Genomic DNA, 13019 nt, shown 5'->3' on the forward strand with positions numbered 1-13019 from the left:
CGACTGGTACAACTACCACCGGCCCCACACCGGCATCCAAGGCCAAACACCCGCCAGCCGCGTCACCAACCTGTCCGGACAACACATCTAGGCCGTCTCTTTCGGCTCTTGCCGGGTCCGCGCCGCCCGGCACCGCGCCTCACCGCACTGCCGGGGCAACCGAGTACGTCCAGTACACGGCAGCCCCGGCAGCACGCCGAGGCACGGCACCGGACGACGCGGACCTGACCGACAAGATCCAAAAGAGACGACCTAGAGCACGGTGTCGGCCGCGGCGCGCGCCAGGGCGGATGCGGTGTCCTGCGTGAGCGGGTCGCCGTGGCCGAAACAGGCCACGGCGGGCGCCAGAGCGGCCAGGCGGTGGAAGGAGTCGAGCGCCCGGGCGTGGTCCGTGTTGAAGACGCCGAGCATCAGGGGGCCCACGGCGGCGACGCAGTCACCCGTGAACAGCACGCCGTGGCGCGGCAGGTGGACGCCGATGCTGCCGTCCGTGTGGCCCGGCGCGTGCACCACCAGCGCCCCGTCGCCGAAGCCCAGCTCGTCGCCGTCCTCCAGCTCCTGGTCGACCCGGGTCGCCGGGGCCTCGGGGACGCTCAGGCCCTTCTCCCACAACGGCAGTTCCCAGTCCCGCAGTACCGGCACGGGCACCGGCGCCTCGCCCCGGATCACGGGGGCGTCGAGCCGGTGGGCCAGCACCCGCGCGCCCCAGCGGTCGGCGAGTTCACCGGCCGAACCGACGTGGTCGCGGTGGCAGTGGGTCAGCACGATCCGCTCCAGCCGCTCGGGACGCAGCCCGAGGGACCGTATCGCCCCCTCGATCGCGGCGGCGGACGCGCTGTTGCCCGCGTCGATCAGGGTGAGCGCCCCACCGTCCTGCCAGAGGTAGGCCTGGCCGATCGGGAAGCGGAACATGTGCAGCCGGTCCGGAAGTACCTCGACAAGATCCATACGGTGAACCTACGCAGCGCCACCCGCCCGGCGGTGGCTGCTTCACCCTCGGCGAAGTACGCCCGGGGCGCAATCACACCCCGGCCGCACCCCGGCCGCACTGCGTACCTGCGGACGCCGTCAGCCGCGCTTGGACTGCGCGTAGTTGACGAGGAACAGGGCCTCCGTCACCGACAGGCGCTCCAGCTCCTCCGGGGACACGCTCTCGTTCACCGCGTGGATCTGCGCCTCCGGCTCGCTCAGCCCGATCAGCAGCATCTCGGCCCCCGGGTACAGCGACGTCAGCGTGTTGCACAGCGGAATCGATCCGCCCATGCCACTGACCTGCATCTCCTGGCCCGGGTACGCCACCTGCATGGCCGCCGCCATCGACGCGTACGCCGGGCTGCTCGTGTCCGCCTGGAAGGGCTGGCCCTTGCCGACGACCTCGAGCTCCAGGCGCGCCTTCCACGGCGTGTGCGCCACCAGGTGCGCCTCCAGCAGCTTGATGGCCTCCAGGGTGTCCACACCCGGCGGCACGCGCAGGCTGATCAGCGCGCCCGCGCCCGCGTGCACGGACGGCGTGGCCCCGACCACCGGCGGGCAGTCGATGCCCAGCACGGTCACCGCGGGACGCGCCCACAGCCGGTCCGCCACGGTGCCGTCGCCGATCAGCCCGACCCCGTCCAGCACCCGTGCGTCCGCGCGGAAGTCCTCCTCCGGGTACTGCAGGCCCTCCCACACCGCGTCCGAGGCGAGCCCGTCCACCGTCGTCGAACCGTCCGCCGCGCGCAGCGAGTCCAGTACGCGGATCAGCGCGGCCAGCGCGTCGGGGGCGGCGCCGCCGAACATGCCGGAGTGGAGGTTGCCGCCCAGCGTGTCGATCTTCACCTTGAGCAGGGTCATCCCGCGCAGGGTGGCCGTCACCGTCGGCAGGCCGAGGCGGAAGTTGCCCGCGTCGCCGATCACGATCGCGTCGGCGTCAAGCAGCTCGGGGTGCGCCTCCGCGTACTGCTGGAGACCGCCGGTGCCCTGCTCCTCGGAGCCCTCGACGATCACCTTCACGCTCACCGGCACGCCGCCGTTGGCCTTCAGGGCGCGCAGCGCCAGCAGGTGCATGATGAACCCGCCCTTGCAGTCGGCGGAACCGCGCCCGTACCAGCGGCCGTCGCGCTCCGTCAGCTCGAACGCGGGGGAGATCCAGGCCGCGTCGTCCAGCGGCGGCTGCACGTCGTAGTGCGCGTACAGCAGTACGGTCGGTGCGTCCTGCGGGCCGGGCAGGAAGCCGTACACCGACTGGGTGCCGTCGGGGGTGTCGAGCAGGGCCACGTCCTGGAAGCCCTCGGCGCGCAGGGCGTCGGCCACCCAGTTCGCCGCGGCCTCGCTCTCGCTCTTGGGGAACTGTGCCCAGTCCGCGACCGACTGGAAAGCCACCAGCTCGGTCAGCTCCTGCTTGGCGCGGGGCATCAACGAGGCGATGGTCTCGGCGATCGGATTCTGGGACATGGGCACGCTCCTCTTGGGTGCGACGTTGTCGTATGTGTACGCCACCCGCATCCGCGTGGTGCGCGTATGCCGGGTACGGCGAAGTCAGCTCCGATCCTCGCACAGCAGGACGAGGCGGACTCGCGCCGTAGGATTTCCCCGGCATCGGAGGCAACGGGTGATCAGGAGCAGCAGCACATCGTGAGCAGCGACGACGACGTACGCGACGCAAGCGCAGGTCAGGCCGAGCAGGGCGCGGGCGACGGGACAGCCGGGGAGACCGGCGAGGTGTGGGACGTGGTCGTGGTCGGCGCCGGGCCGGCCGGGGCCTCGGCGGCGCACGCCGCGGCGGCGGCGGGGCGGCGCGTGCTGCTGCTGGAGAAGGCCGTCCTGCCCCGCTACAAGACCTGCGGCGGAGGCATCATCGGCCCGTCGCGCGACGCCCTCCCGCCGGGCTTCGTGCTGCCGTTCAAGGACCGGATCCATGCGGTCACCTTCTCCCTGAACGGCAAGTTGGCCCGCACCCGCCGCTCGAAGCAGATGCTGTTCGGGCTCATCAACCGCGCGGAGTTCGACGCCGGGCTGGTCGCGGAGGCCGAGAAGGCGGGCGCGACGGTGCGCACCGGAACGGCCGTGGCCCGGGTCGAGCAGCACGGCGCGGCCGTGCCCGACCGGCGCACCGTGGCCGTGGTCCTCGCCGACGGGGAGACCGTCCTGGCCCGCGCGGTGGTCGGGGCGGACGGCAGTGCCAGCCGGATCGGCGCGCACGTCGGCGTCGAGATGGACCAGGTCGACCTGGGCCTGGAGGCGGAGATCCCGGTCCCGCGGACGGTCGCGGACGACTGGAAGGGGCGGGTCCTCATCGACTGGGGCCCGCTGCCCGGCAGTTACGGCTGGGTCTTCCCCAAGGGCGACACCCTGACCGTCGGGGTCATCTCGGCCAAGGGCGAAGGTGCGGCGACCAAGCGCTACCTCGACGACTTCATCGCCCGGCTCGGGCTGGCCGGTTTCGAACCGGCCGTCTCCTCCGGGCACCTGACCCGCTGCCGCAAGCCCGATTCGCCGCTCTCGCGCGGCCGGGTGCTGGTGGCGGGCGACGCGGCCGGACTCCTGGAGCCGTGGACGCGGGAGGGCATCTCCTTCGCGCTGCGCTCGGGCAGGCTCGCGGGGGAGTGGGCCGTGAAGATCTCGGAGGCGCAGGACGCGGTGGACGCCCGGCGTCAGGCCCTCAACTACACCTTCGCGGTCAAGGCGGGCCTGGGGGTGGAGATGGCCGTGGGCAAGCGGATGCTGACCGCCTTCGAGAGCAGGCCGGGGCTGATGCACGCGGTGCTGACCGGCCTGCGGCCGGCGTGGCTGGCCTTCGCGCAGGTGACCCGTGGCGGGGCGACGCTGCCGGACCTGGTGCGCACCTACCCGCTGATCCGCAAGGCCCTGCACCTGCTGGACGCCCGCCAGGCGGCCCGCACCGGAGGCCGCGGCGGAACCGGCTCGGCGGGCCCGGCGGGCTCGGGTGGGCAGGCAGGCCCGGCGGCTCCCGCAGGTCCGACGGCTCCCGCAGACAATTCCTAGCGCTGCCGGCTGACTCGCCCCGGCGTGCCGCCGGGGCGAGTCAGCCGGACACCGTGATGCGGAAGACGGGGTGGTCCGCCGCGGCCGCCTGGAGTTCCGCGTCGGAGGACTTCGCGGTGATCCCCTGGAAGAACCGGCCGACCTCCCAGCCCCACTTCTCCAGGTACGCGCGGGTGACGGCGGCGTGCTGCACGGGGTCGGTGACCTCGACGGCGGTGAAGGTGCGCACCTTGCGTCCCACGCGCAGCTCACCGCCGCCCGCGGCGCGCATGTTGCGGACCCACTGGGAGTGCCCGCGGGCCGAGACCAGGTACTGGGATCCCTCGTACGTGTGAGGGTTGACGGGGATCCGCTGCATCGCGCCGGACTTGCGGCCGCGGACCGACAGCTCCGCCGTACCGGCCAGGCTGATGCCGAAGCGGGCGAGCTTCCCGAAGAGCGCGTTGAGGCGGACCGCGAACGGGCCGGCCTGGGCGTAGTACGGGGTGGGCGCGTTCATGGTGGCCTCCGATGCCGGTTCTTCGAGTATGCGGGCGGGTCTTGCGAGAGCACTGCTCTCGCTTGAGAACAGTGTGCATGGATCGGTGCACCAAAACAAGAGCACTGCTCTCCGAATGGATCGGCGATCCGTTTCTTGGGCGGTGCTCCAGACTTGTGGCAGGCTGAAGCGCATGAACACCGTGCGAGGGGCCAGGGAACGGGCCCGCATCGAGGTCACCGCCGCCATCAAGGACGAGGCGCGCCGCAGGCTCGCGGCGGAGGGTGCCGCTAAACTCTCCCTGCGTGCCGTCGCCCGCGAGCTGGGCATGGTCTCCTCCGCCCTCTACCGCTACTTCCCCAGCCGCGACGAGCTGCTCACCGCGCTGATCATCGACGCGTACGACAGCATCGGCGCCGCCGCGGAGGAGGCCGACGCCCGCGCCGTCACCGCCGGAGCCCCGCCCCGCGCCCGCTGGACGGCGGTCTGCGAGGCCGTCCGCGCCTGGGCACTGGAGCACCCGCACGAGTACGCCCTCATCTACGGTTCCCCCGTCCCCGGCTACAGCGCGCCCATGGACACCGTCGGCCCCGCCTCCCGCGTGGGCAACGCCCTCATCGGCGTCCTGCGCGCCGCCTACGAGGGCCGCGGCCTGGCGCTGCCGCCCCTTCCCGCGGCCCTGCGCCCCGAAGCCGAGCGGATGACCGCCGACTTCGCCCAGGGGCTGCCCCCGGAGGTCACGGCCGCGCTGGTGGCCGCCTGGGCCCAACTGGTCGGGCTGGTCTCCTTCGAGCTGTTCGGCCAGTTCGAGCGGGTCGTCGAGGACCGGTCGGCCTTCTTCGCGCACGCCGCCGATCAGCTGGCCCACGCGGTCGGGCTGCCACCCGTCTGACGGCCGGGCGGGCCGGTCGGGTGGGCCGGGCCTGGTGTGCAGGGCGGGCGGGCCGGGCGTGCCGGGTCGCTGACGAGGGTTCACCTACGGAGGCGGCAGGTCGTACTGCTGTTCCTCGGTCCAATGCGGGCGTTCAGGCCTGAAGGGCGCAGCGCCCGTCTAGTGTTCTTCGGGTCGCCCCCAGCCGCCGCCGGAGGAACGTTCATGCGCCGCGCCGTCAAGGCCTTCTACGCCGTCCTCGTCACCGCCTCACTGGCCGCACCGGCACCCGCCGTCACGGCGTCGGCGCGTACCGAGGACGGGGCCCGGGCTGCGGACCCGCAGCGGTCCGCCCGCTCGAAGCCGAAGGCCGAGCCGATCGCCCCGGCCCCGGCGCCCAGCGTGCCTCCCGTGCCCCGGGCCCCTGGCGTGCGGGGCCTGGAGATCGGGGTGCCCGCCTACGTCTGGGCGAACGACCACATGCTCAGCGACCTCACCGCGACCGGCCCGGCCGCCTCGGTCGTCGTCCTCAACCCGGGCAACGGCGACTCCCCCTTCGACACCCCTTGGCAGGCCCGCGCCGACGCCCTGCGCGGCGGCACCACCGCCACCGGCGAGCGGACCAAGGTCCTCGGCTACGTCCACACGGACCACGGAAGCCGCGACCCGGCCGCCGTGAAGGCCTCCGTCGACAACTACCTCAGGACCGCGGACGGCCGCCTCCACGTCGACGGCATCTTCTTCGACGTCGTCAGCCGCGACTGCGGGCCCGGCAACGCCACCCGCGACCACTACGCGGACCTTCGGCGCTACGTCCAGGACACGATGCACGCCGTCGACCCCGCCGCCGCCGACCTGGTCGTCAACAACCCCGGCACCGCGATAGCCGACTGCTACCTGGAGCCGGGCCGCCGCACCGCCGACGTCTTCGTCACCTACGAGGACACCTACGCGGCCTACACCTCCGGCGGCTGGCTCGGCGGCAACGTCTTCGACCATGCCACCGGCTACCGCGCCGGAACCGAACTCGACCCGAGCGGGACCGCGTTCTGGCACCTCGTCCACGGGGTCCCCGACGACGAGGCGATGCGCACGACCCTGCGCACCGCCTTCGACCGCGGCGCCGGCTACGCGTACGCCACCGGCGCCACGATGCCCAACCCCTGGAACACGGGCCCGGTGTGGAAGTACCACCCGCAGACCACGTACGCCGCGACCCTCGGCTAGGGCGCGGCCGCGGCCAAGGCCGTCGGGTTGCGCCGGCGGCTCTCGGTTCCCGGCGAGGTGAGGGACAGCGCCCTGTCGTCGAGGCCCCGGGCCATGTGGTCGAGCCAGCGCTCGTACCAGGCGAGGAAGTCCCGGGGCGAGGAGACGTCGGGGGCGAAGAACCCGCAGGCGTTGCCGAAGAGCACGCGCCCGGTGAGCGGGCCGGTCACGGCGAGGAGGGTGAGGTCGCTGCAGCCGCTCCCGACGATCTCCAGGAACAGGTCGCCGCGGCGCGTGGGGCGGTGGGCCCGGCTGAACCCCCGCGGGAGTCCGTCGGCGCCCTCGGGGTCCATCGTGAACAGCAGGCATTCCTCCAAGGGGATCAGCCCGTAGCGCGGGGAGGCGCCGCTGCCGCCCATGTGCAGCAGGAAGTCCCGGTAGGGTTCGGGGAGTTCGATGTCGTGCTCGGCCTCGAAGGCGTCGACCCGGGCCCGCGACAGGCGCGGGCCGAGCCGGAATTCGTGCCGTTCCTCACCGAACGACCGGCTCCGGCCGTATACGTAGGGGATGCGTGCCAGTTTGCGTCGCAGCCGCGGGATGCGGGAGTCCATGCGCGCTCTCTTCTTGTAATGGCGCGCAATCTATCGCAGTCCGATCAAGAGGGTGTACAGATCGGTCGTTCGTTACCAGTCGTTGACGGTGGGGTGGGTCATGGGGATGGTCGAGGCGCTCTGGCAGGCGGGGGAGATGCCGTTCTGCGACGGCCTGTACCGTCCGGACGACACCGGCCTGGAGCTGCACGTCGACGGTCCGGGGGCCTACCACCCGGATGCGGGGCAGCCGATCCCGTTCCGCGTCTCAGGGCCGTTCGACGTGGCCCGGGCCATCGAGGAGGACGGCGTCGGCGAGGTGGACACCCGTTTCGAGAGCCCGCTGCCGGACGGATCCGGATGGATGACGGGCGGGGGCGGCGGGATGGGCAACATCGGCCACTTCGCCCGTCTCGACGCCGACCACTCCTTGCGGTGGCTCGCCGTCATGTTCCACTCGAACCCCTTCGTCAGGGTGCGCTTCGAAGGCACGAGCGCCGTCCTGACCAACGACTGGGGCAACCGCCTGACACTCGACCTCGCGAGCCCCGCTCTCGGCTGACCCGCCCCCCGCCGCTCTAGCGGTAGTCGTCGGGGTGGCCCTGCATCCAGGTGTTGATCTTGTCGCGGGTGCCGATCAGCGAGGTCTGGTGCTTCTTCAGGTTCTCGAAGGTCCGGTCGCCGCCCAGCTCCTTGTCGAGCTTCGCGATCAGGGCGATCGGCTCCGGGAAGTGGCCCGGGCCCTTGGGGTCGGCCTTCATGGAGCGGTCCAGGCGGTGGAGTTCGTCGTAGACCCGCCCGAGGAAGTAGGCGCAGTTGCCCGGGGTGCACGCATCGTCCAGCGTCGCCTGGAGCCCGGCGAACGAGTCCCGGACCTTCTCCGGAGGCAGGTTCTCCGGATCGGGCAGGGAAGCCGTCGGCGAGCCCGCGGCCGAGGGCGTCGAACCGGGCTCCGGGACCCCCTGGGACGCGGGCGCGGACGCCGAGGAGCCCGGCGAGGCCGACGGCTCCGCGTCGCAGGACACCGTGAACGCCGCCAGCGCCACGGCGAGGACCGCCGCTCTCCGGTACATGACAAAGGACATCGGTTACCCCCGTGATCGTTCGAGGTGCCGACCCTACCGATTGCCCCGCGGCCACCGGATCGGGGGTGCCCCGCTGAGCCTGCCGGTCAGCGGGACGCCCGCGGCGGGAACCCGGCGTCAGACCCCCGCCGTCTCCCCCCACAGCCGCGCCAGCTGGGGGTCGCCCGTCACGGCCGGCCCCGCCAGCGGCAGCCGGTTCCACAGGGCCGCGTAGAGCCAGCCCGCCTCGGCCCTCAGCTCGCAGTCCGCCGGCCCCTCGTCACCGAGCACCGTGCGGGCCGGTTCGGGTGACAGGTGCACGGTCCACACCGCTCCGGTGTCCGCGGCCCGTACGCGCAGCACCCGGGGCTCCGGGGTCCGCACACGGCTGCGCGGCCGCGCGTGGAAACCGGTCAGCAGCTCGTCCACCCCGTCCTCCGCGAACCCGGGATCGACCGGCGAGAACTCCGCACCGAGCGCCGACTCCGCGTCCATCCGGTGCACGGCGGTCTCGTGGGCCTGGCGGCGCGCCCAGAAAGCCAGCGGAGAGGGCGGGGCCGTCGGGAGGAACGTCCAGCACTGCACGTCGGCCGGGGCCTCCTGCAAGGTGCGCACCAGATCGGCGTGGCCCGCACGGAACCATGCGAACAGCTCCGCACCGGTCAGCTCCGGCGGGTCCGGGAAGGGGACGGGATCCCGCCGGGCCTCGGCCACGTACGCGGCCGCCCAGCGGTGCACCGAGCCGGTGTGCCGCAGCAGGTCGGCGATCCGCCACTGCGGACAGGTGGGCACCTGGGCGTCGGGGCCGGCCCGTTCGGCCACCTCCGCGAGCAGCTCGCCCTCCCGCTCCAAGGTCTTCACGAAGTCGTTGATCTCCATGCCCGGAGTCTCTCAGCCCGACCCGGGACAATGGAGGGATGGACGGGGAACTCTTCCCGCGCGAGCGGACCGTGATCGCCCCCGGCGCCGTGCACGTGCCCGACTGGCTCGGGCCGGACCGGCAGCGGGAGTTGCTGGCGGACTGCCGCGACTGGGCCCGCCCGCCCGCGGGCCTGCGCACGGTGCGCATCCCCGGCGGCGGGGTGATGAGCGCCCGGCAGGTGTGCCTCGGGCTGCACTGGTACCCGTACGGCTACGCCCGCACCGCCGTGGACGGCGACGGCGCACCGGTCAAACCGATGCCCCCGGAGCTTGCCGCACTGGGGCCGGCGGCGGTGGCCGCCGCGTACGGCCGGCCCCCGGAGCCGGGAACGGCGTACGACATCGCGCTGGTCAATTTCTACGGCGCCGACTCCCGGATGGGCATGCACCGCGACGCGGACGAGGACTCCACGGCACCGGTCGTCTCGCTGAGCCTCGGCGATACGTGTGTCTTCCGCTTCGGGAACACGCTCTCCCGGGGCCGCCCGTACCGCGACGTCGAACTGCGCAGCGGTGATCTGTTCGTCTTCGGGGAATCGAGCCGACTGGCCTATCACGGGGTGCCGAAGGTCCTGCCGGGCACGGCCCCCCAAGGCCTCGGGCTGACCGGGCGGCTGAACATCACCCTCCGGGTCGGCGGGCTCGGCTGAGCGGCGGCGCCCGACGTCCTCCGGCCGTGCGAGGATCGCTGTCATGAACGGCAACGGGGCCCCGCCGCGGGTGGGGGATGTGACCACGGTGTCCACTGCTTCCGCGAGGACCAAACTGGAACGGGGCCGCGGCGCGCTCGGGCCGGCGCTGGAGCTCGTCCACACCGGCCGCGCCCCGACCCGGGCGGTCCTGACGGCCGAGCTCGGCGTCACCCGCGCCACCGCCGGGGCCGTCGCGGCGGAGCTGGAGGCGCTCGGGCTGATCCGCGTCGACTCCCGGCCCGGCGGCGCGGGCGGCGGCACCCAGGGCAGGCCCTCGCACCGGCTCTCGGTGGACGAGCACGGCCCGGTGGCGCTGGCGGCGCAGGTGCACTCCGACGGGTTCCGGGCCGCCCTGGTCGGCCTCGGCGGCCGGATCGTGGCCACGGCCCCCGGCAAGGTCACCGTCTCCGCCGACCCGGCACAGGTGCTCGGCGCGGTGGTGGAGGCCGGCGCGGAGCTGCTGGAGCGGACCGGCCGCCGCTGCGTCGGTGCGGGCCTCGCGGTCCCCTCGGCCGTGGCCGAACCCGACGGGACGGCGCTGAACCCGCTGCACCTGGCCTGGCCCGCGGGTGCTCCCGTACGGGCGATCTTCGCCGAGTGCGTCAAGGCGGCCGGGATCGACGGCCCCGCCCTGACCGGCAACGACGTCAACCTCGCGGCGCTGGCCGAGCACCGGCACGGCGCGGGGCGCAGCGCCCAGCACCTGCTGTGCGTGGCCACGGGGCACCGCGGCGTCGGCGGGGCGCTGGTGCTGGACGGCCGCCTGCACAGCGGGAGTTCGGGCCTCGCCCTCGAGGTAGGCCACCTCACGGTGAACCCGGAGGGGCGGGCCTGCCACTGCGGCAGCCGCGGCTGCCTGGACGTGGAGGCCGACCCCCTGGCCTTCCTGACCGCGGCGGGCCGTACCCCCGGCCCGGAGGTGTCCCTGCTCCAGCAGGCCCGCGACCTGCTGCGCGAGGAGTCCGGGGCGCCCGCGGTACGGGCCGCCACCGAGGAGCTCATCGACCGGCTCGGGCTCGGCCTCGCCGGGCTGGTGAACATCCTGAACCCGGACCGGATCATCCTGGGCGGTCTGCACCGGGAGCTGCTGCACGCCGACCCGGAGCGGCTGCGCGCGGTGGTCGCGGACCGGAGCCTGTGGGGGCGCAGCGGGGGAGTGCCGATCCTGCCGTGCACCCTGGACCACAACAGCCTGGTCGGGGCGGCGGAGCTGGCCTGGCAGCCGGTGCTCGACGACCCGCTGGGGACCTTGGGCGCGGCGGCTTAGGCCCCTGGCCGAAGCCGCCGCGCGCACCGGACGCCGGGCCCTATCCCGGCCTGGCGCCGGCCGACGCGGCCACCGGCAGGGCCGACCCGACCGCTGCGGGGTCCACGGCCACGACGACCGCCCGCGCGGGTTCCCGTACGGGTTTGGACCCGATCGACACCGGGTGCGCAGGCGCCGAGGGCGCGGGCTGCGCCCGGAGCGAGAACCACACCACCTTGCCCGGCCCGTCGGCCCGGTTCCGGGCGCCCCAGGCCTCGCTGACCGCCGCGACGAGCGCGAGCCCGCGTCCGCAGGTCTCCAGCGACCCCGGCTGCGACTCCCGCAGCACGGGGAGCCGGGGATCACTGTCGAACACCGAGACGGTGAGCCGTCCGAGGCGGAGCTCGATCTCGACCGTGCAGGTCTTGTCGGGCGCGGCGTGGCGATGGACGTTGCTGAGCAGTTCCGTCACGCCGAGCGCGGCCCGGTCGATGAGCGGATCGAGCTGCCAGTGGCGCAATTGCGCAGAAACGATTCTGCGGATCTGCCCGATGCGCGACGGCAAGGCCTGCAGTTCGACGACGCAGTGCCTGCGGGAATGACTGATCACGGCTGCGACTCCCCGACATGAGTGTTACGGGTGCTGCACCCTCGGTAATGCTCCACCAGGGTCACCTACGGTGCGCCGCAGTGCAACCGAACGCGATCGAAAGCGTTCCGCATAGAAACCCAAAGTGACTGTTTGTGCAGGTGGGGGAGGTACATTTCGAAAGCAGGGGGCGAAGAAACACACGAAGGAGCACGGCGCATGAGCACGACCCGTTCGACTGCCACGACCCGTACGACCGTCGACGTCGACCGCAGCGACGCGGACTACCGCGCCTGGCTGAAGGAAGCCGTCCGCAAGGTCCAGGCCGACGCCAACCGCTCCGCCGACACCCACCTGCTGCGCTTTCCGCTCCCCGAGGCCTGGGGCATCGACCTCTACCTCAAGGACGAGTCCACGCACCCGACCGGCTCCCTCAAGCACCGCCTCGCCCGCTCGCTCTTCCTCTACGCCCTCTGCAACGGCTGGGTCCGTCCCGGCCGCCCGGTCATCGAGGCCTCGTCCGGTTCCACCGCCGTCTCCGAGGCGTATTTCGCCAAGCTGATCGGCGTCCCGTTCATCGCCGTCATGCCGCGCACCACCAGCCCGGAGAAGTGCCGCCTCATCGAATTCCACGGCGGCGAATGCCACTTCGTCGACGACCCGATGAAGATGTACGAGGAGTCGGCGGAGCTGGCCGCCCGCACGGGCGGCCACTACATGGACCAGTTCACCTACGCGGAGCGGGCCACCGACTGGCGCGGCAACAACAACATTGCAGAATCGATTTATCAGCAGCTGCGCCTGGAGCGGTACCCCGAGCCCTCCTGGATCGTGGCGACCGCCGGCACGGGCGGCACCTCCGCGACCATCGCGCGCTACGTGCACTACATGCAGCACGACACCCGTCTGTGCGTCCCGGACCCGGAGAACTCCTGTTTCTTCGACGGATGGACCCACCACGACCCGCACGCCAGCAGCGACTGCGGCTCGCGCATCGAGGGCATCGGGCGGCCGCGGATGGAGCCGAGCTTCGTACCGGGCGCCATCGACCGCATGATGAAGGTCCCGGACGCGGCGAGCGTCGCCGCCTGCCGGGCGCTGGAACGAGCCATCGGGCGCAAGGCCGGAGGCTCCACCGGCACCGGCCTGTGGAGCGCCCTGAAGATCGTCTCGGAGATGGCCGCGGCGGGCCGCAAGGGCAGCGTCGTCACCCTGCTCTGCGACCCGGGCGACCGCTACCTGGACAAGTACTACTCCGACGAGTGGCTCGCGGCCCAGGGCCTCGACATCGCCCCGTACGCCGCGACCCTGGACACCCTGCTGACGACCGGGGTCTGGCGCGAGCCCGCGGCCTGACCGGCCCCGCCGGACGGGGTGG

At 72.9% G+C, this 13019-nt stretch carries 14 protein-coding genes; 7 read left to right on the forward strand and 7 right to left on the reverse strand.

All coding sequences use genetic code 11. The features are described 5' to 3' along the window. Positions 1-252 precede the first annotated feature (252 nt). Entirely contained in the window at positions 253-948 is a 696-nt protein-coding gene (locus IO30_RS0126865; protein ID WP_031146994.1) for an MBL fold metallo-hydrolase, read from the reverse strand. A 120-nt stretch (positions 949-1068) separates the two neighbouring features. Next, positions 1069-2433 carry a dipeptidase gene (locus IO30_RS0126870; protein WP_031146997.1) on the reverse strand — a complete coding sequence of 455 codons (1365 nt, stop codon included), beginning with the start codon at positions 2431-2433 and terminating at the stop codon, positions 1069-1071. Between the two features lie 66 nt (positions 2434-2499). On the opposite strand from IO30_RS0126870, the gene IO30_RS0126875 reads away from it, so the two are divergent. Next, a complete protein-coding gene (locus IO30_RS0126875; RefSeq protein WP_373316413.1) occupies positions 2500-3984 on the forward strand; it encodes a geranylgeranyl reductase family protein in 1485 nt (494 codons plus the stop codon). A 40-nt stretch (positions 3985-4024) separates the two neighbouring features. Here IO30_RS0126875 and IO30_RS0126880 read toward each other — a convergent pair whose 3' ends face one another. Then, positions 4025-4483 carry a nitroreductase/quinone reductase family protein gene (locus tag IO30_RS0126880; RefSeq protein WP_031147001.1) on the reverse strand — a complete coding sequence of 153 codons (459 nt, stop codon included), beginning with the start codon at positions 4481-4483 and terminating at the stop codon, positions 4025-4027. 172 nt (positions 4484-4655) lie between these two features. On the opposite strand from IO30_RS0126880, the gene IO30_RS0126885 reads away from it, so the two are divergent. Both IO30_RS0126885 and IO30_RS0126890 read left to right on the forward strand, forming a co-directional pair. Further along, positions 4656-5354: a TetR/AcrR family transcriptional regulator gene (locus IO30_RS0126885; protein WP_031147002.1), complete on the forward strand. Its 699-nt coding sequence runs from the start codon at positions 4656-4658 to the stop codon at positions 5352-5354. Positions 5355-5558: 204 nt separating this feature from the next. Continuing rightward, positions 5559-6560, forward strand: coding sequence for a spherulation-specific family 4 protein (locus IO30_RS0126890; protein WP_234321629.1), 1002 nt, complete (start codon positions 5559-5561; stop codon positions 6558-6560). Here the strand turns inward: IO30_RS0126890 and IO30_RS0126895 are convergent. Next, the gene (locus IO30_RS0126895) at positions 6557-7150 is read right to left on the reverse strand and encodes an SMI1/KNR4 family protein (RefSeq protein ID WP_031147006.1); all 594 of its coding nucleotides are present in this window, start codon (positions 7148-7150) and stop codon (positions 6557-6559) included. The genes IO30_RS0126890 and IO30_RS0126895 overlap by 4 nt on opposite strands. Positions 7151-7250: 100 nt before the next feature. Here IO30_RS0126895 and IO30_RS0126900 point away from each other — a divergent pair, with 100 nt between their 5' ends. After that, a complete protein-coding gene (locus IO30_RS0126900) occupies positions 7251-7691 on the forward strand; it encodes a hypothetical protein (RefSeq protein ID WP_031147008.1) in 441 nt (146 codons plus the stop codon). A 16-nt stretch (positions 7692-7707) separates the two neighbouring features. On the opposite strand, the gene IO30_RS0126905 is transcribed toward IO30_RS0126900, so the two are convergent. Further along, on the reverse strand, positions 7708-8214 hold the full coding sequence (locus IO30_RS0126905) for a hypothetical protein (RefSeq protein WP_107066932.1): 507 nt from the start codon (positions 8212-8214) through the stop codon (positions 7708-7710). Positions 8215-8331: 117 nt separating this feature from the next. Then, positions 8332-9072: a maleylpyruvate isomerase family mycothiol-dependent enzyme gene (locus IO30_RS0126910; protein ID WP_031147012.1), complete on the reverse strand. Its 741-nt coding sequence runs from the start codon at positions 9070-9072 to the stop codon at positions 8332-8334. 38 nt (positions 9073-9110) lie between these two features. Here IO30_RS0126910 and IO30_RS0126915 point away from each other — a divergent pair, with 38 nt between their 5' ends. Both IO30_RS0126915 and IO30_RS0126920 read left to right on the forward strand, forming a co-directional pair. After that, positions 9111-9764, forward strand: coding sequence for an alpha-ketoglutarate-dependent dioxygenase AlkB family protein (locus IO30_RS0126915; RefSeq protein ID WP_031147014.1), 654 nt, complete (start codon positions 9111-9113; stop codon positions 9762-9764). 43 nt (positions 9765-9807) lie between these two features. Then, a complete protein-coding gene (locus IO30_RS0126920; RefSeq protein WP_031147016.1) occupies positions 9808-11073 on the forward strand; it encodes an ROK family protein in 1266 nt (421 codons plus the stop codon). Between the two features lie 40 nt (positions 11074-11113). Here the strand turns inward: IO30_RS0126920 and IO30_RS40840 are convergent, their stop codons facing one another. Beyond that, the gene (locus tag IO30_RS40840) at positions 11114-11662 is read right to left on the reverse strand and encodes an ATP-binding protein (protein WP_031147018.1); all 549 of its coding nucleotides are present in this window, start codon (positions 11660-11662) and stop codon (positions 11114-11116) included. A 198-nt stretch (positions 11663-11860) separates the two neighbouring features. Here IO30_RS40840 and cds1 point away from each other — a divergent pair, with 198 nt between their 5' ends. Then, a complete protein-coding gene (gene cds1 / locus IO30_RS0126930; protein ID WP_031147020.1) occupies positions 11861-12997 on the forward strand; it encodes an L-cysteine desulfhydrase Cds1 in 1137 nt (378 codons plus the stop codon). Positions 12998-13019 lie beyond the last annotated feature (22 nt).

This window comes from Streptomyces xanthophaeus, from assembly GCF_000725805.1.
Classification (GTDB): domain Bacteria; phylum Actinomycetota; class Actinomycetes; order Streptomycetales; family Streptomycetaceae; genus Streptomyces; species Streptomyces xanthophaeus.

Excerpts from the sequence above, each read along its gene's own strand:
- IO30_RS0126885 (WP_031147002.1), top strand. The coding sequence starts at position 4,656 with ATGAACACCGTGCGAGGGGCCAGGGAACGGGCCCGCATCGAGGTCACC.
- IO30_RS0126865 (WP_031146994.1), bottom strand. The coding sequence starts at position 948 with ATGGATCTTGTCGAGGTACTTCCGGACCGGCTGCACATGTTCCGCTTC.
- IO30_RS0126920 (WP_031147016.1), top strand. The coding sequence starts at position 9,808 with ATGAACGGCAACGGGGCCCCGCCGCGGGTGGGGGATGTGACCACGGTG.
- IO30_RS0126880 (WP_031147001.1), bottom strand. The coding sequence starts at position 4,483 with ATGAACGCGCCCACCCCGTACTACGCCCAGGCCGGCCCGTTCGCGGTC.
- IO30_RS0126895 (WP_031147006.1), bottom strand. The coding sequence starts at position 7,150 with ATGGACTCCCGCATCCCGCGGCTGCGACGCAAACTGGCACGCATCCCC.
- IO30_RS0126870 (WP_031146997.1), bottom strand. The coding sequence starts at position 2,433 with ATGTCCCAGAATCCGATCGCCGAGACCATCGCCTCGTTGATGCCCCGC.
- IO30_RS0126910 (WP_031147012.1), bottom strand. The coding sequence starts at position 9,072 with ATGGAGATCAACGACTTCGTGAAGACCTTGGAGCGGGAGGGCGAGCTG.
- IO30_RS0126875 (WP_373316413.1), top strand. The coding sequence starts at position 2,500 with ATGCCGGGTACGGCGAAGTCAGCTCCGATCCTCGCACAGCAGGACGAG.
- IO30_RS0126890 (WP_234321629.1), top strand. The coding sequence starts at position 5,559 with ATGCGCCGCGCCGTCAAGGCCTTCTACGCCGTCCTCGTCACCGCCTCA.
- cds1 (WP_031147020.1), top strand. The coding sequence starts at position 11,861 with ATGAGCACGACCCGTTCGACTGCCACGACCCGTACGACCGTCGACGTC.
- IO30_RS0126905 (WP_107066932.1), bottom strand. The coding sequence starts at position 8,214 with ATGTCCTTTGTCATGTACCGGAGAGCGGCGGTCCTCGCCGTGGCGCTG.
- IO30_RS0126915 (WP_031147014.1), top strand. The coding sequence starts at position 9,111 with ATGGACGGGGAACTCTTCCCGCGCGAGCGGACCGTGATCGCCCCCGGC.
- IO30_RS0126900 (WP_031147008.1), top strand. The coding sequence starts at position 7,251 with ATGGGGATGGTCGAGGCGCTCTGGCAGGCGGGGGAGATGCCGTTCTGC.